This window comes from Terrimicrobium sacchariphilum (assembly GCF_001613545.1).
GTDB lineage: Bacteria > Verrucomicrobiota > Verrucomicrobiia > Chthoniobacterales > Terrimicrobiaceae > Terrimicrobium > Terrimicrobium sacchariphilum.
In genome coordinates, this window is record NZ_BDCO01000002.1 from 1,157,995 (window position 1) to 1,181,130 (window position 23,136).

The 23,136-nt window shown below is 60.1% G+C and carries 17 protein-coding genes; 7 read left to right on the forward strand and 10 right to left on the reverse strand.

What is annotated here, in order from left to right; genetic code table 11:
• Nucleotides 1-19 precede the first annotated feature (19 nt).
• Entirely contained in the window at nucleotides 20-1,675 is a 1,656-nt protein-coding gene (locus tag TSACC_RS05690; protein WP_075078425.1) for an FGGY-family carbohydrate kinase, read from the forward strand.
• 130 nt (nucleotides 1,676-1,805) lie between these two features.
• Here TSACC_RS05690 and TSACC_RS05695 read toward each other — a convergent pair whose 3' ends face one another.
• Nucleotides 1,806-3,812: a sodium:solute symporter family protein gene (locus TSACC_RS05695; protein ID WP_075078426.1), complete on the reverse strand. Its 2,007-nt coding sequence runs from the start codon at nucleotides 3,810-3,812 to the stop codon at nucleotides 1,806-1,808.
• Nucleotides 3,813-3,909: 97 nt separating this feature from the next.
• A complete protein-coding gene (locus tag TSACC_RS05700; RefSeq protein ID WP_169809545.1) occupies nucleotides 3,910-4,593 on the reverse strand; it encodes a type II secretion system protein in 684 nt (227 codons plus the stop codon).
• Between the two features lie 187 nt (nucleotides 4,594-4,780).
• Between TSACC_RS05700 and TSACC_RS05705 the strand changes: the two genes are divergently transcribed.
• Nucleotides 4,781-5,815: a LacI family DNA-binding transcriptional regulator gene (locus tag TSACC_RS05705; RefSeq protein WP_075078428.1), complete on the forward strand. Its 1,035-nt coding sequence runs from the start codon at nucleotides 4,781-4,783 to the stop codon at nucleotides 5,813-5,815.
• Nucleotides 5,816-5,847: 32 nt separating this feature from the next.
• Here the strand turns inward: TSACC_RS05705 and TSACC_RS05710 are convergent, their stop codons facing one another.
• The 8 genes from TSACC_RS05710 to TSACC_RS05745 all read right to left on the reverse strand — a co-directional run bounded on the left by TSACC_RS05710 (nucleotide 5,848) and on the right by TSACC_RS05745 (nucleotide 18,088).
• A complete protein-coding gene (locus TSACC_RS05710; RefSeq protein WP_075078429.1) occupies nucleotides 5,848-7,203 on the reverse strand; it encodes a hypothetical protein in 1,356 nt (451 codons plus the stop codon).
• A 3-nt stretch (nucleotides 7,204-7,206) separates the two neighbouring features.
• On the reverse strand, nucleotides 7,207-10,593 hold the full coding sequence (locus TSACC_RS05715; RefSeq protein ID WP_075078430.1) for a hypothetical protein: 3,387 nt from the start codon (nucleotides 10,591-10,593) through the stop codon (nucleotides 7,207-7,209).
• A 34-nt stretch (nucleotides 10,594-10,627) separates the two neighbouring features.
• Entirely contained in the window at nucleotides 10,628-11,233 is a 606-nt protein-coding gene (locus TSACC_RS05720; RefSeq protein WP_153811303.1) for a hypothetical protein, read from the reverse strand.
• An 87-nt stretch (nucleotides 11,234-11,320) separates the two neighbouring features.
• Nucleotides 11,321-12,553: a polysaccharide pyruvyl transferase family protein gene (locus tag TSACC_RS05725; RefSeq protein ID WP_075078432.1), complete on the reverse strand. Its 1,233-nt coding sequence runs from the start codon at nucleotides 12,551-12,553 to the stop codon at nucleotides 11,321-11,323.
• A 22-nt stretch (nucleotides 12,554-12,575) separates the two neighbouring features.
• Nucleotides 12,576-13,373 carry a hypothetical protein gene (locus TSACC_RS05730; protein ID WP_153811304.1) on the reverse strand — a complete coding sequence of 266 codons (798 nt, stop codon included), beginning with the start codon at nucleotides 13,371-13,373 and terminating at the stop codon, nucleotides 12,576-12,578.
• A gap of 262 nt (nucleotides 13,374-13,635) precedes the next feature.
• Nucleotides 13,636-14,418: a glucosamine-6-phosphate deaminase gene (gene nagB / locus TSACC_RS05735; protein WP_075078434.1), complete on the reverse strand. Its 783-nt coding sequence runs from the start codon at nucleotides 14,416-14,418 to the stop codon at nucleotides 13,636-13,638.
• A gap of 2 nt (nucleotides 14,419-14,420) precedes the next feature.
• Nucleotides 14,421-15,275: a PIG-L deacetylase family protein gene (locus TSACC_RS05740; protein ID WP_075078435.1), complete on the reverse strand. Its 855-nt coding sequence runs from the start codon at nucleotides 15,273-15,275 to the stop codon at nucleotides 14,421-14,423.
• Nucleotides 15,272-18,088 (reverse strand): GH36-type glycosyl hydrolase domain-containing protein, encoded by a 2,817-nt coding sequence (locus TSACC_RS05745; RefSeq protein ID WP_075078436.1) that lies wholly within the window; start codon nucleotides 18,086-18,088, stop codon nucleotides 15,272-15,274. The genes TSACC_RS05740 and TSACC_RS05745 overlap by 4 nt, the downstream gene beginning before the upstream one ends.
• 231 nt (nucleotides 18,089-18,319) lie before the next feature.
• Between TSACC_RS05745 and TSACC_RS05750 the strand changes: the two genes are divergently transcribed.
• The 5 genes from TSACC_RS05750 to TSACC_RS05770 all read left to right on the forward strand — a co-directional run bounded on the left by TSACC_RS05750 (nucleotide 18,320) and on the right by TSACC_RS05770 (nucleotide 23,114).
• Nucleotides 18,320-20,002 carry an MFS transporter gene (locus tag TSACC_RS05750; RefSeq protein WP_075078437.1) on the forward strand — a complete coding sequence of 561 codons (1,683 nt, stop codon included), beginning with the start codon at nucleotides 18,320-18,322 and terminating at the stop codon, nucleotides 20,000-20,002.
• A gap of 242 nt (nucleotides 20,003-20,244) precedes the next feature.
• Complete coding sequence (locus TSACC_RS05755; RefSeq protein ID WP_237764002.1) at nucleotides 20,245-21,276, forward strand: LacI family DNA-binding transcriptional regulator; 1,032 nt, start codon at nucleotides 20,245-20,247, stop codon at nucleotides 21,274-21,276.
• Between the two features lie 26 nt (nucleotides 21,277-21,302).
• Complete coding sequence (locus tag TSACC_RS05760) at nucleotides 21,303-21,944, forward strand: PEP-CTERM sorting domain-containing protein (RefSeq protein ID WP_084400224.1); 642 nt, start codon at nucleotides 21,303-21,305, stop codon at nucleotides 21,942-21,944.
• Between the two features lie 10 nt (nucleotides 21,945-21,954).
• Nucleotides 21,955-22,476 carry a hypothetical protein gene (locus TSACC_RS05765; RefSeq protein ID WP_075078440.1) on the forward strand — a complete coding sequence of 174 codons (522 nt, stop codon included), beginning with the start codon at nucleotides 21,955-21,957 and terminating at the stop codon, nucleotides 22,474-22,476.
• A gap of 2 nt (nucleotides 22,477-22,478) precedes the next feature.
• Nucleotides 22,479-23,114 (forward strand): prepilin-type N-terminal cleavage/methylation domain-containing protein, encoded by a 636-nt coding sequence (locus tag TSACC_RS05770; RefSeq protein ID WP_075078441.1) that lies wholly within the window; start codon nucleotides 22,479-22,481, stop codon nucleotides 23,112-23,114.
• Nucleotides 23,115-23,136: the final 22 nt, after the last annotated feature.

Below are 23,136 nucleotides of genomic sequence, written 5' to 3' on the forward strand. Positions count from 1 at the left end.
TCCAAGAAGATGCCGCCCCATGAGCTATTTCATCGGTATCGATGTCGGGACGGGGAGCGCACGGGCGGGCCTGTTTACCGCCGAGGGTGCGCTGGTGGCCCATCACAGCCGCGAGATCAGGGTCTGGCGGCCTGCTCCGGATTTCGTCGAGCAATCCTCCGAGGATATCTGGTCGGCTGTCGTGGAATGTGTCCGCGCGGCTCTCGAGAAATCGGGCGTGCGACCGGAGGAGGTCGCGGGCCTGGGCTTTGACGCCACGTGTTCCCTCGTGGCGGTGGATGCCGACGGGCGCCCGGTCACGGTCAGCCCGGACGGGCGGGACGAGCAAAACATCATCGTCTGGATGGATCATCGGGCCTTGCTCGAGACCGACCGGGTCAACGCCGCAGGTGATTTTCCGGTGTATGAATTCGTCGGCGGCAAGATCTCCCCCGAGATGCAGACGCCCAAGCTGCTCTGGCTCAAGACCCACCTGCCGGAGTCGTGGAGCCGCGCCAGATATTTCTTCGATCTACCGGATTACCTCACCTATCGGGCGACGGGCTCGACTGTTCGGTCCATGTGTTCCATGGCATGCAAATGGACCTATCTGGCTCACGAGGCGGATGCCGGGAAAAGCGGGTGGTGCGCCCCGTTCCTCGAGACCATCGGCCTTGGGGATCTCGTCGCTGAAGGATACAGCCGCATCGGCACGGATATACGGCCCATCGGCCAAACCGTGGGCGAGGGGCTGGGCAGTCAGGCGGCCGCGGAATTCGGCTTGGTTCCCGGGACCCCGGTGGGCGTATCGATCATCGATGCCCATGCCGGAGGCGTCGGCATGATTGGGATGAAGCTGCCTGGGGAGGCGGAGGGAGAACTGGACCGGCGTCTTGCGCTGATCGGTGGCACGTCCTCCTGCCATATGGTGGTGTCCCGGTCGAAACGACCCATTCCCGGCGTGTGGGGGCCGTATTGGTCCGCGATGGTTCCCGGCTACTGGCTCAATGAAGGTGGCCAGTCGGCCACCGGTGCGCTGGTGGACCATGTGATCTCGACTCACGGCGCATCAGTTCTCGCGAAGGAGGCGGCCCGGGAGCAGGGATGCTCTGTTTACGAGTTTCTCAACCGACGCCTTGATGCTCTGGCCGAGGGTGGCTTCCTTGCCTCGCTGACGCAGGAACTGCATGTATGCCCGTACTTTCACGGCAACCGCTCTCCTCGCGCCAACCCCCATCTTCTCGGGATGATCTCCGGTCTGCGGCTCTCGGCTGGCATCGACGATCTCGCTCTGCTTTACCTCGCGACGATTCAGGCCATCGCGTATGGCACGAGACATATTATCGAGACCATGAATGATGCCGGGTACCGCATCGACACCCTGCTTTGCTGTGGCGGTGGCACCAAGAATCCCGTCTTCCTCCAGCAGCATGCGGATATCACCGGCTGTCGCCTGGTCCTGCCTGCCGAAGCAGAGGCAGTCCTGCTCGGTGCCGCCATGTTGGGTGCAGTCGCCTCAGGGGCCTGCGAGTCCTTGGAATCCGCCATGGGTGCCATGTCCCGTCCCGGGAAAATCATCGAGCCCGACCCTCGGGCGACCGCATATCACGCCGCCAAGTACAAGGTCTTTCACCGCCTTTACCACGATCAACTGGCCTACCGTAGCATCATGGAAGGCACGGGAGAACCGACTTGATGAGAATTCCCTGATCCTGCTCCACCGTCCATGTGCTCGCCTCGTCGTGCTCGATGGAGCGGCTGTTACGGATCGCTCCTCCTCGATACACCGTTCGCGGGGGCGATGTTGGCCGCTACTTTCCCCTGTTTCATTCTTTCGCCTGACTGGTCGGGTATTCCATGCGTGACTCAGCGCCTGCCTCGTCGAGGTTTTGATGGTTTATGACCGTGCCATCATCGAGCGGGTTTACGTGCGAAAGTCGCAGCCGGATGAAGAGCTGTTTCATATCGCGAATGCCGCCCCACGTGAACCAGACACCGGTCACGAGCGCGATAAAGATGGGAGCGGCGATCCCGACTACATGCCAATAGGATAGCCAGACCGATTCCGGCCAGGGAGCGACAATGTTCCAGAGCGACCCGATGATCACCACCGCGAACCATAGGATTCCCCAGCCAAAGAGAGAGCCGGCGATCCATTTGTCGGCTCGGGTAAAATTGCTGTCGATACCCACGATTTTGCCGACCAGGGAAATTTTCCGTTCCGGGGTTGCCGGACTCTCAGCCGGGGCTTTCTCGATGGTCGCCGCATAGGGGCCTCGGTGCAGCATCCGATCCATATTGAAGCTTTCGCGACAGGTCAGCAGCGACACGACCACGTAGGTCGCAATCGCGATCAAAGACGCCCAGAAGGCGATTTCCACGCCATTCCAGGGGAAGGAGGGACCATAGATCTGCCGTACCAAGATCCCGCCACCAGAGAGCGTGGACCCTACGATCATCGCGGCCCAGGCGGCAGGGACTGTCCCCCGGCTCCAGTACAGCCCTCCTATGATCACCGCGCCGGCTCCACCGACAAAGATCGCCGTCGTAATCTGGAACCACATTATGATGTACTCCGTCTGCTTGAATAGCATCCCGAAGAAAAAGGCGAATATGGCGACCCCCACGATCGATAGTCGCAGGGCTCTTATGTGCTGACGGGGGGCCAGCGGTTTCTTGCGAAACGGCATGAGCACATCCTGCACAAAGATGCTTCCCCAGGAGTGCAGGTGCGTCGAGTCTCCGCCGATCATTCCCATCACCAGGATCGCACACAGCAACCCCTTGATGCCCACTGGCAGCAGAAAGGAAACCGCCACCGGGAGCTCCATCTGCTTTTGGATCTGAGCCTCGGGGATCTGCGCGACGATCGCGGGAACGGGCGCTGCCTGCGTGGCAAAGTCCGGATGCTTCAGGAATGTGATCGCGCAGACCGCGAGCAAGGTGATGACAGCTATCTTTCCCATTTCCCGCCAGCGACCAAGGACGGATGCCATCCGGGACTCGTGCGGATTCAGAGCCGCAGAGTTATACGCGCTCGCATTCTGCCAGGCCATGGTTCCATAGACAGTCAGAAAGGTCATCATCATGACGTAGAAGATATTGAAATCCTTTATCCCTTGAGAATCGAAGGGGTTGACCATGGATTGCCCCGGCGGCCGGGCGGAAAGCGTCTGGGCGATTTGATCCCAGGAAAAGATCAGGAGAAGCGCCCCGATCAGCACCAGATAGGACAACTGGGACAGGATTCCCTCGATACAATCGCTGACCATCATCGTAATCAACCCTCCCGTTAGCGTCACGAGGAGCGTGATGCTGAGGAATACCCCCATCAAGAGAACGAATGTCGGAACAGGATAGGCAAACAGGATAATCTCTCGCGGCAGGCCCAGTATGTAGACCATGAAATGCGAGCCGACAGCCGGGATGATGCCAAAATTCATTATCCCGGCAACAAAACCCAGCACGCCCGCAAAGACGCGGAAACGCTTGCTGTATCGTATCTCGAGGAACTGGGCGAGGGTCATCGCTCTCGTCTCTCGATACCGGTAGATCACAAATCCCGAGATCGCGACGACGAGAAGGATCGGCATCTGGAGCCAGATCCACCAGTTGGTTGTGAATCCGGACTGGGCGATCTTTTCAAACAGGGCGACGAAGACGACTGCTCCCGCTCCCATCTCGCCCTTGGCAATGGTCAATAGATAACGTCCCGCCACTCGTCCTCCCGACATAAAGTCGGCGACGCTTTTCATGTACTTTTGCGTCAATACCGCGACCGATAAAACGATGGTGAGCGGTATTGAGAGAACGATCCAATCCAGAATAGACATTGCAGCTGTGGTTTACGGGCTCTGGGGGGCGTTTCTCTTTTCGTGAATCGCGTTCTCTCCGGCAGGAGGGAACTGAGCCGGCCTTCCCGTTGCTCGATCAGCGATCGAAGTCGGGACTTCCTATCGGCGTCGTGTCGTCGGAAGAAACATAGCTGGGCGTGTCTCGCGTGACTTCCGATCGATAGAGCTCGCTTACGAGTTTCAACCCGGCTCCTCCGCTCACGTACAATACGCAGACTTTCCGGGAGTGAGGCTTGGGCATCGCATTGCGGAGAGCCACGACTTTTGATCCCAGGACTGTAAGATCGATCCAGCGGTTGTCATTTGCGCTGGAGCACAGGTCCATCGCGTAGATTTGCCTGGATGGCTGAGATACCGTTGAGATCGGGCGCTCGGAGAGCAGGGAGTTAAAGCCATACTTCCAGTCCGGATCGGGGCACCCGATTTTTTCGTCGAGCTGGCTTGGTGTCATGTTCTCCGGCATCGAAAGATATTTCGCCAGTATCCCGTGCGTATTCGTTGGATACTTGGAGTTGGGAAAGACCCCGTTGTTCTCCTGTACGTACAGCTGCATCGCGACTCCCCAGCTACGGATCGAGCTTACGCATCTCGCAGCTTGCGCATGGGTCCTCATCGATTTGAAGGCAGGCAGCACGAGTGCCGCCAGGATCGCAATAATGGCGACAGAGACGAGGATCTCGACCAGAGTGAATCCCCGGCGGCAGGCGCGATGGCAGGGACTCGAGAGAGTCGGAAGACCGCTGCCTTCCGCGCGTTTCACGATCCTGAGACCCTGGGGGGTCGGCCGACGGGAGGAGCAAAGCCAGACTGGGGGAATCTCACGTTTCATTGATTTCCTTAGTGGGGAGGATTTTATGAAGTTTGCTATAGGTCTCCTATCGGCTTGATTCAAATCGCTTTTTGTTTAAATCATAAAACAGATGTCGGAGAGTCAGCCAGAGGTCCGGATGAAAGATATTGCCGTTGCCCTTGGCTGTTCCGTCGCCACGGTCTCCCTCGCGCTGCGCAACGATTTCCGGATTTCCGAGGCGATGCGCGCCCGGGTCACTCTCCAGGCCAGAAAAATGGGGTACAAGCCCAACCCGCTCGTTTCATCCCTAATAGCTTATCGGAGAAAGCCGGGCCATTCGGAGGCAGGCACGCTTGCCGTGCTGACAAAGTTTGGTGTGTTGCAAAACCGCTGGAAGTTCGATGACTATTTTTATTTTTACTCCAGGCTATGGAATGGACTCGTTGAGCGCTCCGCCGAGTTGGGATTCCGCGTGGAGGAGGTGCCCCTTGCTGGCACTGAGAATGAAGGGAATAAACTGACCCGCATTTTCAGGACCCGGGGCATTAAGGGCATCATTTTGTTTCCGGGCGGTCCGTTGCATCAGCCGTATCCCGCGATGGATTGGAGGCATTTCTCTGTTGTCGCGGCGGCTTTCCATTCGGAGGAGTTGCCCGTGCATCGCGTGGCCTCAGATCATGCCCAGGCCATGAAAACCGCCATTCAGCACGTGGTTGCCCTCGGCTACCGGCGGCCGGGGCTGGCTCTGACGCCATTCCTGGACCCCGGGATTCGCTTCGCCATGTCCGGTCGCTTTCTGGCATGGCAGCAAGGCATCGCTCCCGACCTGCGGGTGCCTTTGATCGAAAGCAAGGCGCCGGAGCTGGATCGCAAGGCCTTTGAGCTTTGGGTAAGACGTCACCAGCCCGACGTGATCCTGTCGCTGACTGATGAGCATTACGGATGGCTTCGCGCCATGAAATCGCAAAAGGCGAGCCGGATCGATTTTGTCCATCTGGCGAAGAAAGAGAACAGCCCTCTCGCCGGAGTGAATCTGCGAAGCCACGAGGTGGGTCGCTCGGTGATCAATACCCTGGCCAGGGAGCTTTACCTGAACCACTCCGATATTCCCAAGGTTCCAGAGTTGATCCTCGTCAGCGGCGAATGGCAGGACGGGCACTCCGTGCGCCGGAAAATCGCGACTGATAAATAACCACCGGTTTACGGGTGAGCCGGGGGACGAGCTTATACAAGCAGGGATGACATGTCGGCCACGTAGACACGCCGGGTGTCGCCGTCCATGCCGTTGAAGACCACGAATCTCCAGGATCGGTCCCAGGCCGGGTGGGGGTCGCAGCGGAGCGCCTGGTGGATCTTCACCGCGGGATTGAGGGCATTGATGCGCGCCAGGCATTGCTCATTACCGGAGCGCAGGTCGATCCAGCGCAGCGGTACAGTGCCATCTCCGAACGCGGTCGGTTCGTTGACGTAGGTGTCTGTGAGCAAGTGGCAGCCATCCGGGTGCAGGGTGGGGTGACCAGAGCCGGCAAGATGTTCCGTGCCGGGAATGATGCGCAACCCGGAGCCGTCGGTATTGACTTCGACGAAGCGGAGCCGGTCGTCGCGAGTGACGGCAGGGAGAGCGAGGTTTTGGGAAATGCGGCGGCCGTCGGGAAACCAGGTGGCGTGATGGCCGGGGTGTTGCCAGAGGTCGGGGCCGGTGGCGCAACGGAGCGTCCCGAGGTCGGGGACGGCGGTTTCCGGATCGATGCGGAGAGTGATCCATGCAAACCGCACCGCCTCATAGTCGGTCTGAAACATGTCCCATCCGGCCCGTTCTCTGGCGCGAAACCAGCGGAGGCTAAGCATGAGGGCGTCGCCTTGAGGGTTGAACTTGCCATGGAACCCCGTGATCTCGCAGCGCTCGGGCGTATCGGCTGGCGCGACGGTGTCGAAGCGCACGGGCGATGCATTGGCCGCGGCAGTGTCGAGTATCGCTTTTATGGATAGGAGCAGGCGGCGCTCTCCCGAGCGAGTGTCGGTGATCCAGAACCCCTCGTCATCGACCGGCCCCACTCGCTGCGATGGCAGGGCGATGTCTGGAAGGACCACGCCGTAGCCCCGCTGGGTTTTGGCGGTAAGCGCGAGATTGGCGCTGATGAGCCACCGGCCATTGGGCGAGGCGTGATACACGGTGCCGCCAAGGCGCATGCGCCTCCCGGTGAGTGCGTCGACCTTCCACGCGAAGGGCGTCCACGTGGAGGGATCCACGTCGTTAAAAAACAGCTCGTGATCGGAATGGCCCCAGTTGAGGTTTGCTCCGAGTTGATGCTCCCAACCCCGGGTGGTGGCGAGGACGGTCTCGTCGCCGGTTTCCAGATCCACGCACGCCACGTCGGCCACGTCGCCCGGTGAGGGCAGCCGATCCTCGAAAGGCAGGCGCAGCACGCCCAGGTATCGCCCCGAAGGGCTGATCGGAGATGTGTCGAAGAACCGATGCGTGTACCTCCCGGCCCGAGGCGTCACGCACCAGACCGGAACGAGCGGATCGTGGTGCCGAAAGCGAGGAAAATGGCGGTCGAGGGACGGGGTGATATCCATCCGTCACGGATTACCCGGCGGGTTCTCGGCGCGCATTTGGATTTCGATACGCCCGCCATGCGGCAGCCGGACCTGATGATGAAGGGCTGAAGGGTTGGCGGCGTTGATGGGCGGCAGGGTGGTAATGTCTGCCATCGGCAACGGCTCTCCGCCATCGATGCGCACGGTCTCGATCCGTCCGGGCGCGGAAAAATCCAGCGTGAATGGGCGCTCGGCTACCAACTCCACCTGGAGCCGACCGAGCTCTTTTTCATAGGCACTGGAAACGAAGCGCGCGGGCTCCCAGTTAATCAGCCAGATGCCGGTTTCGTGGCCGCTCCATGCCCCGACCATCCCGGCGGTGCCATAGGGTGGCGTCTTCTGCTTGATGTACTTGAGCCAGATGTCGATATCGTTCTGGATCTTGTCGGCCGGCCACTCGGGCAGGAAGGCACGGATGGCGATGTGGGTGGCGGAGCGAGTATTATTGATGGGCATGGTGCGCCAGCCGGAGAACTGGTTGTCCATGAAGTCCGCCTGGAATTTCCGCATGAAATCCGCTCCGAGGATATTGAAGTAGAAGCCGGAGAGTTCGGGCATTTCGCCGGTCCAGGAGAAGATCATCGCCACATGATCGAGACCGCTGCCGGAATCTTTCGAGGCCATTTCCAGAGCTGGACCGTCCTCGGCGAATCCGACTCCGAAGAGCGCGGGGAATTCGCCTTTGGGATCCAGGTAGTGGACGAAGTTGAGGCGCAGCGCGGTGGCTGCGGCGATCTTGGTTCGCAGGTAGGCGATGCGCTCGAGGTCTTCGGTTTTCCCGAGGACTTCCGCCATGCGCTCCATCGCGGCCAGACCGGCGTAGGCGATGGTGTCCATATCGATGGAGCTGAACTTGACGGCTTCGCGCGAGGTGGTTTGTGGGACCGCCCAGTCGTTGAGGACTTCAAAGATACGCAGCGTATCCATGATGCGCGGCCAGAGTTCCTCGACGAGCGCCCAGTCTCCGCTGTACTTGGCGTAGAGATAGGTCGAGTACGCCGCCTGGCCGACATTGGAGTTGGGATCGCCAAACATCGCAGGCAGCATATGGCGGTCGCGCCAGCCACGGATGTAATAGGGCTCTCCGGTGAAGCGCTCCTTGCGCGGGATCCAGGACGATGGCTCATACATGCGGCGAACCAGGGGACGGGCAACGTCGAGAAGCTCGCTCCGAGACTCATTCGCAAGGAAACCTCCTCCTATGAGGGCATGCGTCCAGCGTTTGTAGTAGGCCATGATCCAGGGATGGTTGGATTCCACGGAGAGGGGCGGCTTTTTGACCGCTTCGTGAATCTCCGCTTCGATGCTTTTGATGGTGGATTCGAATTCAGAACGCCGGGGGAAGGCCGCGTGAGGCGCGGCGACACGGGGCAGTTCGTAAGCCAGGGTATTGCCTTCCTCCCAGCGCCAGGGACCGATCGGGGTGGCCACGCCCTTTCCGGTGCCTTTCGGGGAGACTCCGACGGGAATGCCCGTCCAGCCGAGAGAGTCTCGTGCCCAGCTGTAGATCGGTGGGATCGGCGCGTAATCAGCCGCCTGCCAGCCGGGCTGGCCCCAGCGGTCGTATGAAAACTCGTTGAGAATCCGCACGGTGTTGGCCTCGACCTTATAATACTCCCGGCAATCGACGGGATAGGTGCGGAGGAAACGCGTGAGGAGACGGGCGCGGTCGGCGAGCAGTCCCTCGTCCCAATGATCGTTGAGCAATCCGTAAAAAGCGGTGCTCACCCCCCACTTGCCAGGTGGCAGGCGGAGGCCTGCTGGCGTCCACTCCACAGGCTCTTTGGCATCGGAGGTGAAGAGCACGGCCACAGCCTTGTCTCCCCAGAAGGTAGGGCGTCCGTCGAGGCCCCAGATTCCGACAAACCACGGTTCGCGCAGGTCGCGCAGGGTTTGCGGCTTGGTGATCAACCCCTGGCTGGTGAGGATCGCGGCGGGGCCGATTCGGGCCGATCCACCGGAGCTGGCGGCCAGGCGCTGGAAGCGGACCTCATCCTCGTCCGGGGCGCCGCTGCGGAAAGGGAGTTGCCCACCTCCTCGGGAGCTGAAGTTCAGAGGCCGGGGCGAATCAACCAGGAAGCCAGGGACGAGGATTCCATAGGTATAGCGGATGGTGTCATTTTCGACCTTCAGATCCACGCGCATGGTTGTCCAGTTGACGGCGATCTTTTCGGAATCGTTATAAGATTGGCGGAGTCGGACTTTCCAAAGCTCCTCGTCGCGGCCGGTGTCGTCGGTTTGCTGGCCATCGACATAGAAGTCAAAATCCTGGCGGCGGCGAAGCTGCTCGCCGTTTGCAGCATAGGCGCGGAACCAGGAGGCTCCCACGATCTCGGTGAGCAAACCGTTGTATGCCGTGTTGCTGAAGCGGCCCGAGGTATGGTGGCTCAGTCCTTCTCGCCAGCTCTCTCCCTTGATCTCGCGGGTGGGGAAGTTGATGGCCGGGAGCGGGGACCATATGGCCTCCTTGTGCGGCGGCTGGATCGGCGTGAGGGCTTCGAGTTTGAGGCCGACCTCGGGATCAGTGCTCGCGATGAGGAGACGATCGAGGTTCTGCGGGAGCGGCAGGATGTCGTAAGGCTGGGCCTCGGTGAGCGACGAGAGCTCCACGGTATAGTCGTGGGTGCCGGCCTGGACGGCGATCTCGGGATGGCGATAGGTCACGTCGTCGGCGATGTCGCTCGACGCGCCGCGGGCGCCTCGATTGATCAGGGCGGTCACGTTGGCTGTGGTGTCTCGCGGAGAGGTGAGAGTGAGGCGCAAGCTCGTCTGGTGGGCTTGCAGCGGAGCTTGGACAAATGACCATTCGGCCGGTGCGATCTCGACCGCGCCTATGTCGGCAAATCCGCCCTCGGGCCTGGTCTTGCCAGGTTCCTTCCAGACGGATTCCACGCGGATGTGAATCTGGCGCACGGTGCGATCGATCGGTGCTGTCTGGATCTTTCCAGGAGCCTTCAGGAGCTCGACATGGATGGGAGCAGCCCCATCGCCATCCAGGATGATGGAGAGTTCGCGCGGGAGCGCGGAGTTTCCGGGACCGCCTTGGACGAAAGCCATGCGCCCGATCTTCTGGGGCTGCTTAAAGCGGATGGTGATGACGCTGCCCTCGAGTTTTTTGAACTGACTGACGGTATTCGCCTTTCCGTCCAGGAGACCTCGGGTGGACCGCTTCTGGTCTTCGTCACTGGTGGAGAGAGTTTCGATCTCATTTTCGCCCCATGCGATCCAGCGCAGGGGCGGCTCGTGTTCTGCCTGGGACTCGGTAGGGGCTGCCGCTGCCTGGCGAAGCACGGGACTGCCGAGAATCCCGCAGAAGGCGAGGGCGAGCATAAGGAGACGGGAGGGATGGGCGGAACGCAGAGGAAGCATGGAAGCGTGGTCGGGGTTGTTGCTGGAGATTTCGCTAAGGGGTGCTGGTCGGTTTGGGGGCTGACGTAAAGGCGGCCCGGAAATTGGGCGCTCCGGGCGAGGTGGACGAACTCCACGCCGTCTCGGTGCCGGTCCAGCGTTCAATGCCATTGCTCGTGATCGACGGGGTGAACCCGTATTGGGAGGGAGCCTTGGGCACGCGATCCGTGGTGATCGGCACGCTATTAAGGATGTAATAGGACTTTCCCTTTTCCAAAATGACGTTGTCGGGGAAGGCGTACTGCCCGTCGAGATAGGTGGAACTGACGGCGATCAAACCGTTGGTCTCATTGTTTACCTGCGGGTAGGTTTTTTCCGCAGGATCAAACTTGGAGGCATCAAAGATCAGCAGGTATCCCCGGCCTGTAGGCTCTCCTCCGGAGCGTCGCGGGGACAGCCAGGTGAAGGTGGTTAGTTTCCAGGCTGGCGAGGCGCTGAGCTCCGGGATGTCTGAGGGCGTGATCCGGATGCCCGGCGCCGTGACCGTGGAGCTATTGCCGTTAGCAAATTCCAGACTGACCGATCCGGCCCTAAGCTGTGCGCACGACAGGCACGCCAACAAGCCGATCAACAAGTATCCTCGAGGGGAAGAAGCATTCATGGTTGTACAGATTATAAAAATGGTCCGACGAAATACGAGGCGGGCATCCGTTTGTGTATTCGGTTTATTCGCGGCTGATTGTGGCAATCAGACGGCGGAAAGTCTGCGGCTCTCTGGGAGCGAGGGGGACTCCAGGTCCAGGACAGCACGAATCGTGCGCCCCATTTTCGCCGCGCCTGCGTGGACCACATTCATCGCCGCCGTCACCCGCCCGGACGCCCTGGCACGATCCGATGCGATTTCCTTCAGGATCTTCACGATAGCTTGCGGAGGGACCTCATGGATATTGTGCAACCAGTCCGCGAGTCCGATGTCGGCAAACATATGGGCTTTCCGGCCGTGATTGGGGCTGAAGTAGTGGATTGCCGGGGTGCCATTCGCCAGAGCCACGATGCATGAGTGCGGCTCCATGGAGACGACGACGGCAGCCCGGGCGTACACGGATGCGGCTTCATCGACATTCCAGAAGTGATCCCGCAACACCACATGGCTTTGCACCTCGGCAGGGAGCTGTTCCAGCAGCAGCCGGCGGGCCATGGCTATTTCCTTGTCCACCTCGGGAGATAACAGGACTTTTTTTCCAGTGGCCGCGACCCATCCGCAAATGACCTGCCGCAGGCTGTCGGCCCATCGCTCATTCTCAGCTATCTGCCCCGGCGTCGGCACCCGGGGGTTCAGGACGTTTCCGGCTCCACCTTCCAGGCTGGGCGTGTTGGTTCGCATGGTGACCGAAAGAAACTCGCCTTCCTCCAATCCCGCCTCGGCAAGAAAAGCGATTGCTTTCGCGTCGTCGATCACGTCGATCCCGAAGCATCCATCCGGACCCCAGTCCAGGATCTTTGGATTGAGTCCGTAATCGCGCAAATACGCGAGGGACAGGCTGTCCCGGCAATAGATAAACTCGGCCTGGCTCAGCAGGTCGGGCATTTCTTCGCCTCGGTCGGCACGGAATCCGTCAAACGAGTGCCCGTAAAGGCCAAACGGCTTTTGCGCGGCCACACACCGGCGAAGCACCGTCGGATCATATCCATATCCGTAAACATGGTTGTAGTGCATGCCGGAGTTTTGGATCACGAGATCGCACGTCTCGAAAACCTCCGCCCAGTCATCGTGTTCCTCTCCGACCGAGCTTGGCAGGAAGGTGACTCTCGGGAACCTCCGGCGCAGCATCTGCAGCACATCGGCGTTCCATCGGTGTAGCAGGACGGTTATCGCCGCCTCGGGAAGTTCCTCCTCGAGGCGACGCAGCGTTCCCGGGGTATGACCGATGTCTCCGATATTGCAGGTCTGCCATCCGGAGTGCAGCACGATGTGTTTCATGGCGGACAGAAAAATGGCAGGGTCAGCGGCGGCTGCGGCGGAGGCGCATGAGGAGGAATCCCGCGCCCAGGATACCGAGTATCGCGGCTGATGGTTCGGGGACGGTGACGCTGTTGAATGTCACCGCGCCGGTCACATTGGCGCTGAACTGGACCGCGACGGTATCGAAGGTGAAATACGGGCTGATATTATCGACACGAGACAGTTCGATCCCGTTAACGGTCGATAGCAAACTCAGCCCCGCCTCTGTCCGGGTGAGAGACAATGCCCATGTGGAGGGAATGTTTGCACCGAGTCCTATTGTGGCATTGCTTACTGTTCCCAGGGAGGGATTGTTTGAGGAGCCGCCAGCAAAGATTGCATTGTTGTTTGTCGCGATGCGTTCACGGATGCTGTACGCGCTGGACGTGGCGGCCGGGTTGAACCAGGTCGAGTATCCCTGGTAGGCGGCAAAAGCAGCGTTGTCGAAGCTGTTGCTGTTCGCGGTCACCTGGCTTCCTCCCGAGTTGAAGAGGCCGAACCGGACGGCCTCCATCGCATTCGGTATCTGGCTCATCGTGATGTTGAGGCTCAGGGTGATCGTCTGTCCCAGAGCGATCGTCTGGGGATTGAAGTATCCGACGATATTGACTGTCGCCGCAGTGGACGCGGGCGTGTAAACCAAGGAGCCGGAACTCACATTGAGCGAGGACCCGGTGCCTCCGCCGACGCGATACCAGCTAATACCATCGAGTACGGTCTGCGAATAAGCCGACTTTAGCGTCGGCATCAGGAGGGCTATGGCAGTCAGAGCAATTGTGGGGAAGGAGGGTGACTTCATGGTCCGCACCATTGACTCCCGAATGACCCGACTCAATTGTCATTTTGTTTAAATCATTAAACCGTTGGCGCTAGGAAATTGCTGGGTGGGCGCAGTGAAGGTGATTGGTGCGTCCAGCGAGGAATCCGCTTCGCCCTGTCCTGATTTTTTTGGCGAATGGCCTCCCTCTGGTTCGGTGGATCGTCCTGCCGACGACGGGAGAGAACTCGCGGGCTGCCTGCCCGGATGCCGCGGTGGAGATTCGCCACCCGGGCGGAGCAGGCTATACCTCGGGAGGCTTGTTGCGAAAGACCCAGCGGTAATATTCCGAGTGCTTGAGGTGGGCGGCGGCGGGCTCGTCGAGATAGACCGAGGCTTTCCTGTGCAGTTGCAGTGCCGACGCGGGGACGAACGCGGAGAGCGGGCCTTCCACCGCCGCCGCCGCCGCCTGCGCCTTTTTTTCCCCGAAGCCGAGGAGGCAGAGTTCGCCGGCTTCCAGGATCGTTCCAATACCCATCGTGATGACGTGAAGCGGGACGGCGTGATGCGCGTCAAAGTAGCGGCGGTTGTCCTCGACGGTCTGCGGGGCAAGAGTCTTGATGCGCGTGCGGGATGCGAGCGAGGAGCCGGGTTCGTTGAACCCGATGTGACCATTGCCCCCGATCCCGAGCACTTGCAGGTCGATGCCTCCCGCCTTGCGGATTTCCTCCTCGTACCGGGCGCAGTATTTCCCGAGGTCGCAATAGTCGACCTTGCCGGAAGGGACGAACACCCGGGCGGGATTCACGTTGATGTGACGAAAGAGGTTCTCCCACATGAAGGCATTGTACGATGAGGGATGGCTGGGTGAGAGGCCGAGATACTCGTCGAGATTGAACGTCGTGACGTGTTGAAAATCGAGGTCCTCTTCGCGATGCATGCGGATGAGCTCGGCGTACAGGGCGAGTGGGGAACTGCCGGTGGCGAGGCCCAGCGTGGCGGAGGGCTTCTGGCGGATGACGGTGGCAATGCGCTGCGCCGCCAGGGCGCTCGCCGCCTGCGCGTCGGGTTGGATGATGACTTCCATGATCAGGAGCGAAATGCCCGGCGCAGCCCTGCCTCCGCCGAGGCGCGGAAGCGATCGATGAACCCGAGCGCAAATGCTACGGGATCGAGCCGGGTGTCTTTCAGCAAGGCGGAAAGGTCGATGGCCAGGGCAAGGTGCGTCGCCTGGTCGGTCGTGTGCGATGCCGCGTACGTGGCGTTGGCCCGGCGGCGGCCCTCGGTCGCCAGGTCGTAGCGCTTCCCTCCGGCGATCTGGGAATCAAAGACTCCGTTGAGCGCATTGGCGATATGTGGCGACTGGCTCACGTCAAAGGCGACTTTTTCCTCGTCATTCACCCAGTCGAGGCCTCTCCAGACCTCGCATCCGTACAGCATCTCCGGGCGGCTCTCCTCTGGCAGCGACCGTAGCGCCTCGATCACACTGGCAAAGACATGCAGGTGGGTGTCGTGCTTGTCCAGGGGGCTGTGCGTATGGACGATGCGCGGGCGTGCTGCGATGCACAGGCTGGCGAGGTCCGTCGTCAGGGAGCGGCTGCCTTCGCGGAGCTCTTTGCTGGAGTACCCGAGCTGGGCGATGAACTTGTATTGACCGATCGCCGCCGCCAGTCGCTGTTCCCGCCGACGGATCGCCGCCATCTCGGCGTCGGTGGTTCCCGCGTATTTGCCGCACCGTGGACTTCCGCTGCCATCGGTGCAGACCACTCCGCCGAAGGAGGCCCGCCGGTCTGCGAGGCCGGGGAGGATTCCCTGGAGGGCCATGAACTCCAGGTCGTCCTGATGTGCGGCGATGCCGAGATGCTCCACCTGGAGCGATGCGTCCGGGTAAAGGTCGCCGGCGGGAAGGTGAATCTCGGCGGAGGGTTGGGTGAGGGCAATCATCGCTGCGTGGGAGTCGGGTTTTGCTCCGCGGTTCCCGTCGCGTGATCTTCCCACGACTTCAGCGAAATCCGATGCGGCACCGGGATATCCCGCCCGTTGAGGGTGCTCACGTCCCTCTTCTGGATGAGGTGTACCGGACGCGATGCGTAGCTTCCATCCGGCTGTCTCCAGTGGATGAGCCGGATGTACTCCATGACGTCCCCGGCATCCTGCAACGGTGCAGGATCGATGCGGAGCCAGGGATCGTCGGGATCGGACAAATCGACCGTCACACCCGCGAGACCTTCGAAATACTCGACCAGCCAGGCGGTCGACCCCGACAGGCCGAAGTTCATTCCGTTGCCATAGTGAGGGTCGTCCTTGTCGGAGGCATACGAGTTGGCGGGAGAGTCAAAGGGTCCGCCGAGCGCATCGTCTTTGCGCAGCACGGAAAGAACGGGGGCGAGGCTCTGGAAGGATGTCATCGTTTCTCCCGGCAGGCTCCGGCGGAAGCTGTGCATGAAGATCTGCCCGTGGTGATATTCTCCGTTTTCCGCCGTCCCGGGCGGGAGCATCCCCATGCGGCCGACAAGGCGGATTGCCGTCGGATTGTTGGCGACTGGCGGCGCGATGAGCGGCAGGCCGAGCTGAGAATCCCACAGGCGGTCGAAAGCGGAGAGGATGGAGCGGATCATGGCATTCACCTCCGCAATGGGAGTCAGGTACTCGCGCTCCAGCGTGAGCATTTTTATGCCATAGGCATTTGCCGTGACCACGCGCCGGGGCCGGCCGTCAAAGTCCCGTCCCCTCGCGCTTCCCAGGGTGTAGCCGGACTCTCCTGCGTGGTAATCGGGTGTGGTCCCGTCCACCCGGAGTTCGTGGAGGGAATCGACAAAATTGTCACCCTCCCAGGCCCAGCGAATCGCATTCAGCCGGAGCTGATTCGCCATCTCCCTGGCTCGCTGGATTTCATGGTGTATTGCCACATGCCATGAGCGGCTCCGGAGGACGGGCAGCGCGAGGATGTCAAGCATCTCGACGAAGGCCTCGACGGCGTGGGCGGTCAGGCGGGTGTTCACTCCCCGGCCGTTCCCGCGAGTCCCGGGCGCGCCGACGATGCTGGTGCCAAACATGTCGATGGGATCGCACCAGTCGCCATACAGGATCTGTACCATGCCGTAGGGCGAATCTTCCGCCGATCGCCGGATGTTCTCAAAGATCTCGGCCACGACTTCCGCGATGGGCGTCTCGGTGTCGTTGCCGATCATGGTGGAGTTGACCGGGTCGCCGGGCGATAGCAGGCGTACGCTTGGAACACTCACATCGAGGATGGAAAGATCGCCGGTCTGCCGGATGTACCGGCTCAGGGCATTGAGCAGCCACAGCGAGCTGTCGGCATAGGGCCGGTTGTCGTTATGCACCGCCTTGGTGCGGTCGAGCCAGCGGCTGGGGTATTGCCGGGGAAAGGTGCCGTGAAGCTTCTCCACGATGGTCAGCGGGATGCCTTCCCGCCGTATTGGCCGCCGGTCGGAAGTGCGAATCATCAAGCCGAAGGCATGCACCAGATCCGCCCGCACCCGTGCCGGATCGTTTCGCATTTTCACCCACATATCCTGGGCGCGATCCCGCGATCCGACCTCGATCCCATCCGCCAGCGGAGAGCCATGAGCGCGGCAGTTTTCATAAAGCTCGTCGACCGTGGCCCAGAGGGAGTTTGCGTAACGGGACACCGCAGGCTGCGCCGCCCAGTTAAAGAAGAAGCCGGCGCTGTCCTTTGCTGCGGAAGCCTCCGATGGTGCAGACATTCCCCCGGTGGACTCGATAAGGTTGGTCGCAGCCACACGGAATCTCTCCTGCGCCGCGGTGTAGCCCGGTTCGTCAGTCGCAAGCTGCTGGCGAAAGGCCGCGATGACCTCCGGATTCTCGACAAAGAGCAGATGCTCCTCCAGCGAGGCGCTTTCTCCGGGCGCGAGCTCCCATGCGTGAGCCGTGGCCGCCAGCGTGGGAGTGGAGAAGCGATTCAGCCTCTCTCCCGCTCCCTCGGGAAGGAATCCCCCGCGAGCTACCGCTTCCGGCCACAGGGCCGATGCCGCGCTGCTGCCTACGAAGCTCTGGTAATCGCAGGTCGCCCCGAGCCACTGGAGATGATGCCGCTTTTGCGCCAGCCGCTTGATCTGGTGAATCTCCGTGAATGGCACCGGGCAGGCCACCACGATGTCGGCGTCGGTCACGGGCAGTCCTGCGTCATACCAGTTATCCTTGTTATAGCTGAAAAACTGCGTGCCATGGACGTGGAAGGAACTCCATAGCTGGCCTCGCCGCGCAGCCGTCCCGGTGTTCTTCAAATGAGTGCGACGGACCAGCGCCGGGCCATGGGGCGTCATTGCCAGAGTGATCTCCACCGCCGTGGCGATCGCATCCGACGTCCCGGCGAACCAGATCGCCCTGTTGGCTCCCGTCGTCTTGATGACCCGGTGTGTGTCGCGCTTTTTCCACACCGGATTGATGAGGGAATAAAACTCGCCGCTCTCGAGTCGCAGCCAGACATTGTGACTCGGCAGCCCCGTCTCGCGTTTTACCACGGGATCGAAGCTCCCCTTCAGCACAGGGATCTCCTTTTGCTCCAGCAGGGTCCGAAAATGCGTCGAGCCGTTTGTCTGTACCGTCACCATCGCATGGCCCTCCTGGGCGACGAAAACTCCAGGGCATCCCTGGAGGGCGCTGGTGTAAATGACCTCTCCTCCGGGTCCATATCCGCCGTGGGAACTCACCGGCGAGGCAAGCGGCAAGCCATGGATTTTCTCGGCTCGTTCTGAGAAATTGGTGAAGCGCATAAGCTATTGTTGGAATTCAGTCGACTTTGGGAAATGGGATTAAACCACCTTCAGACAATGTATTGCGCGTGGGAAGTCCTCGGGATCTTCGGGATTCCGACAGGAAAACGGTTGAAAGGTGATACAAATGCTTTAACGTATAAGCTACCTTCAGTCAACAGACGTTGTTTCCATGCGCAGAAATCCATTTCATCCGGGAGTTTTCCCTGCAAAGTTGAGGAACCTGAAGCGATGAGTGAACCGGCTCGCTTGGATTCCAACGGCGCAAAGCCGGGCGATGGGGCGCATTCCGATGGTCTTTTGCGGTGTGGAAGCCTCACCTACACGCGGAAAGGACTGGTGGTTCTCTTCTGCTGGCTGCTCTGGGGCGACTTCTGCTTCAACCTCATGGAGACGATCGTCCCGAGCATCATTCCTCTGAAACTTCAGAGCCTTGGGTCCGCGAACTGGCTGATCTCCCTGATCATGACGACCCTGCCCGGGGTGTTTAATACGACGATCTGTCCGTGGGTGAGTTTCAAGAGCGACCGCTATCGCAGCCGGTGGGGACGTCGTATTCCCTTCATCCTCTTTACGATGCCGTTCCTGACGGCCTCGCTCTTGCTGATCGGCTTCAGCGATTCGCTGGGCGGCTGGCTGCATCGCGTCTTTTTCTCCGGCTCCGCCATTTCCCAGGGGGCGGTGGTGATCATCCTGCTGGGAGTGTTTGTCGGGATGTTTGACCTCTTCAATATGTTCGTGGGGTCAGTCTACTATTACCTCTACAATGATGTGGTTCCCGAGCATTACCAGAGCCGCTTCATGGGCTGGTCCCGGCTGGTCGGCGTGGCGACATCCACGCTCTACAACTTCTTCATCTACAAATACGCGCTCAGCCACATGCGGGAGATTTATGTCGGGGCGGCCCTCCTGTACTTCTTCGGCTTTGGCCTCATGTGCCTGAAGGTCCGGGAGGGGAGTTATCCCCCGGTGGAGGAGGGCGGTGGAGGTGGCTTCCTTGCGGATGTGCGGGTGTTCTTTCGCGACTGTTTCTCGATCCCTTTCTACTGGCTGATTTTCCTGGGCAATATGTTTGCCGCCATCGGGGCGACCTCGGGCGTCTTTAATGTGTTTTTCCTGCAATCGCTCGGCCTCGATCTCGATCAGATCGGAAAGAGCGCCGCCATCGCGGGGGCGCTGGTTGCTATCTGTCTCGCCTTCGCCGGCTGGCTGGCGGACAAGTGGCATCCGGTGAAGGTCGAGGCTTACGTGACAGCCTTTAGCGTCCTCCCGCTCATGATGGGGCTGCTATGGCTCTTCATCGATCCGCCTCCGGGGCATATCCTGTTTTGGATCATCGTGGGAGGCAGCGTGTTCTCGGCGCTGCTCACGGCGGTGAATGCCGTTGTCGCCATGCCTCGCATCATGCACTTGTTTCCCCGCGAGCAATTTGGAGCCTTTTGCGGCGCCCAGTCCATGGTGAGAGCTGCGGGAACCATGATCGGGGGAGCAGGCGTCGGCATCTTTCTGGATCTCGTCCGGCGGATGGTTCCGGAGAGCGGTATGTACTTTTATCGCTATGCGGTGGTGTGGCAGGTCTTCTTTGCCTTGCTGACCTTTGCCTTTTGTTATGCGGTCTTTCGTCGGTGGAGGCGGTTGGGTGGCGAATCGGGTTACGTGCCTCCCATGCAGGGACAGCAGGCGAGCCTGGCAAGCGCTCCTCCTTCCCGGCCGGAGCGGGCCTCTGGCGGACTCATGGTTCCTGTCATACTGGCCTGGGCGGGGTTGTGCCTGATGCTGGCAGCCTATCTGGTCTATTTCGCCTGGGTAGCAAAGGACCCCCACAGCGCCATGATTTGCGGCGCTTTCCTCGCGGCCTTTATCGTCTCGCTGTGGATCTTCCGCCGATTGATGGCATTCATGGAGCGAGCGTAGGGAAAATCGCTTAAGCGAATTATTGGCTTATCCGGGGTGAAGCTTCCGTCCTCCCATCAGGCATTGCTGGAAGAAGTAAAGGTTTCTGGAGATAAAATGAAAATATCAAACCGCTTGAATATAAAGGCTTGCGTTGATTCCCCGACGTCAGGTCGCAGTGACAGAAAAATTCCAAATTCCCAATTGACTGGGAGCAAAAATCAGCTTAAGCGTATAAGCAATCTATGAAGCGCAAGTCGACCATGGCGGAAGTTGCGAAACTGGCGGGGGTTTCCGCGTCGGTGGTTTCGTATGTTTTGAATGGCCGTGCAGTGGAAATGAGAATTCCTTCCGCCACGCAGGAGCGGGTGATGGAGGCCTGTCGTGAACTGGATTATCGGCGCGACTACCTGGCGAGCGCGATGGCGGGCAAGCGTACCAAGGTTATCGGGGTGCTTTTCTGTAATAGCCGCGGGGATTTCATGAGCGACATCCTGAGCGGCATTTACGACGTCCTGCGGGAGAACGACCACCAGGTTGCGCTGACGATCGTGGACGACAATGTGAATATCGAGCGGGCCGATCTGGAGTCGCTCATACATCGGCGCGTGGATGGCATTGTGGCCTTTCCGATCTGGGAGACACGCCCTGGCGACCATTGGCGCAAGGCGGTCGATTCCGGCATCCCGGTGATGTTTCTCAACATCGTGCCTAATGGCGTCAATGCCCCATCGATCGATATCGACAACTTCCAGGGAGGCCGCGAGGCCGCCCGGCTTGCGGTCCAGAATGGCTGTGAGGAGGCGGTGATGTACGAGTGCACGACTGGCACGCCTGGCCTGTCGGCGCGTGACGCCGGATTTGCACACGAGATCCGGCAGCTCGGAGTTCCTTTGCGGCGGATTCCCATGTCTTCCACTGGCGAAGCGTTGGCGGAATGCCTCGTCTCCGCGGAAAAAGTGACGGGATTCTTTGTCTCACGTGCCTCGGATTTTGTTCCTCCCCTTCGCCGTCTGGTGGAGGAGGGTGTCGAGTTTGATTCCCGACACGTCTTTGTCACCATCGGCAGCGCGCCCGAGGCCCATTTCATTGCCAACCCCTGGTTCATGCTTCCGCATCCGGCCCGTCAAATGGGTCGCCTGGCGGCGGCCAAGCTGTTGGAAAGCATTCGCAACGAGAACTGCCCGATCGAGAAGATCGTTCTCCCCCATCATTGGACAGCCAATGCAGCCGCCAGGGAATTGCTGGCCGGCGACGTACCGATTACCGAGGAGCGCCAAACCCGCTCTCTGTAAAAGCACAACATCAACATTAACTAACAATGAAAAAAGCAAGGTACTCCACGACGTTCTTGTCAGGTTGTTTTCTCGCCATATGCGCCCTTTCGATCGGACGCGCTGGCGCTTCCGTGTTGATCGATCCGATGGACTCCATCGGAAACTGGGGTGCCGGTGGCGGCCCTAACGCAAATCCCATCACGCTGGATGTTGATACCACCATCAAGACCGAGGGCACCGGTTCGCTCGACCTGACCGCGACCTTCCTCGACGTGGGCGGCGCCTATGCGGATCTCTATCTGTCGCTGTCCACTCCGCTGGACTTTAGCATGGATACCTTCAGCGTCGCGTTTCGCACGACCGACCCTGCTGCTTACGTCGTCTGGCGTCTCGGCACCGTGGAGGGTCCTGTGTATGAGGCGACGTATGTCCCCACGGCGGCCAACACCTGGGGCACCATCTCGTTTACCGCGAGCGACTTCACCTCCAACGTGGCCAACCTCCAGAATGTGAACCTGATCCAGTTTCGTGTCATCGGCGATGCGGTGGGCAGCTTCCCAACCACGGTTTCCAACCACTTTGACAATCTGCAGATTGTCCCCGAACCCCAAACCTATGCGCTTCTGCTCGTGGGCGGTCTTTTCTTTCTCGTAGCCCGCCGCTCACGCTCAAGCGTGCGCGCCTGATATATCGCACATGAAAACCTCTCTCTTCTATCTGGCGGTATTTGCGGGGATGGGGCTGGTGAACCTCTCTCCGCTGCAAGCCGGGGACATCTCTCTGGATTTCAAGCAAAGCGCCATCCGGGAGGAAAAAGGCAGCCAGTTGGCTTCCGGTACGTTTTCGGTGAAGGGCAACGATCTCTCTATCAAGGTGGAGACCTCGGCTTCATCGGAGTTCGACTTTTACCGTTTGGTCATCCCTGCCTCCGGCCAGGTGGATGTGGGCGCGAAGTTTGTCATGGAGGCGGATGTCACCCTCGCATCCGAAAACTTCCTCGACATCGTTCTGCAAACCGATGGTGGCACGCAGATATTTCACGCCATCAAGGAGTCCGTTTCCGGGCGCATCGAGATCCCAATCCGGGATTTCTCAGTGAGCGGCGAAGGGGCCTTTCCTTATAATATTGTCGAGATTCGGCTCATGGTTTCCGGCGACAAAAGCGCCGAGACGGGCGAGGATACTATCGTTATTAAGAAACTGGAGATTCTGGAGTGAAGATGCACTTTCTTTTGCCCAAATTGCTCAAGCGCATAAGCAGGCGCGAGGCCTTCTCGCTGATGGAGGTCCTGGCCAGTGTGGCGATCATTGCGATCCTCGCAGCCTTGATCACTCCCCTGGCGGGACGGATGAGGGATCAGGCAAACCGGGCAAAGTGCATCTCAAACCAACGGCAGATATTTGTGGGTGTTAGTACCTACGCCACGGATCATAATAGCGAGGTGCCGTCCGCGCGGCCCGTGGCCCAGCAGGGGGAAACTTATCAGGGGCACATTTATAACGACGACACCTACGGCGCGTTGCTCCTGCTTTATCCCGGGTACGTGTCGGACAAGCGGGTGTTTGTCTGCCCCTCTGACAGGGAGAGCAATCGCCGCCGCTGGGAGGCCGACCAGATGTCGGGACTCTATACGAGCTACTTTGCCTATCGCGATCTCGATAGCAATGGCGACCGCGTCAGGCGGTTCATCGCGACCGATCCCAACTACGCCGGGCGCCTCCCTCTCTTTGGGGATGCCGCCAGGAGCAACTTTCACAAGACCGGCTATAACGTCACATTCATGGACGGGCATTCGGAATTCGTGCCCGCCGAGATGTATCAAAAGGCCCCCTATGTGAACTTCTTTTGGGAGTAGTCTTTACAAGCAAGGCGTACCT